2 protein-coding genes are annotated in these 762 nt (G+C 72.3%); one reads left to right on the forward strand and one right to left on the reverse strand.

All coding sequences use genetic code 11. From position 1 onward, the window contains the following. Positions 1-206 (reverse strand): hypothetical protein (locus EQG76_RS30085; RefSeq protein WP_159718924.1); only part of this gene is annotated, 206 nt, incomplete at its 3' end. A 103-nt stretch (positions 207-309) separates the two neighbouring features. Here EQG76_RS30085 and EQG76_RS30090 point away from each other — a divergent pair. Beyond that, entirely contained in the window at positions 310-693 is a 384-nt protein-coding gene (locus tag EQG76_RS30090; RefSeq protein WP_159718925.1) for a hypothetical protein, read from the forward strand. The last annotated feature ends 69 nt before the right edge of the window (positions 694-762 follow it).

Here is a 762-nt window from a genome sequence, read left to right on the forward strand (position 1 = left end):
CGCCGTGCCTGGCCGAGCGCGTCCTGGTCGAACGGATTGTCGCTGCCCCGCTCCAGCGCCCGGCCAGCACCACGCGACGGCGCGGTGAAGCCCTGGATCAGGTCGCTGGCGGACGCCGGCACCGGCAGGGCGACCAGGCTGGCGGTCAGGAGCAGGAGGATGGAGCGCGTGATCCCGGGCATGGCCTGGAGCTTATGCGCCGTCATAGCTGAATGCAGCCTGACAATGACGTTCACCAGCTGGTCAGGCCCCTCATGCTAGGGACATCCGCCATGTGGCCGGCATGCCGGTCGTCAGGAGGAGAAGCCGATGAACGCCACGAGGACGCTGGGCAGGACGGCCGGCCTGGCCCTGCTGGCCCTGCTGGTCGCGGTGCCGGTGCTGGCCGACGGGCGGGAGCGCCGCCACGACGGCGGGCGGCACTACCGCGAAGATGGCGGCCGGCACTGGCAGCATGGCCGCCGCTACGGGGACCGGGTGCCACCTTGGCTCCGCGGGCCCAAGCTGCGCGGCCACCATCGACGGGACTGGCACGGCTGGGGGCCGCGCCGCCACTGGCGTGACGACTGGGGCCATTACCGGGGTTGGGACCACGGCCGGCGCTGGCACCACAAGCGGCCCTGGCACCACGAGCGGCGCCGCCACCAGTTCCTGGTCGACCCATCGGGGCGGTTCTTCTTCCGCATGTTCTGAGCAAGGGGCATTCTGGCGGCAGCCGCCCTCGTTGCCGCCGGTTGCCGACCGTGCCAGCCTACCGGCGGA

It is taken from the genome of Geminicoccus flavidas (assembly GCF_009806515.1).
Lineage (GTDB): Bacteria > Pseudomonadota > Alphaproteobacteria > Geminicoccales > Geminicoccaceae > Geminicoccus > Geminicoccus flavidus.

What these genes read in the sequence shown, in the direction of transcription:
- EQG76_RS30090 (WP_159718925.1), top strand. Translation starts at nt 310, where the DNA reads ATGAACGCCACGAGGACGCTGGGCAGGACGGCCGGCCTGGCCCTGCTG.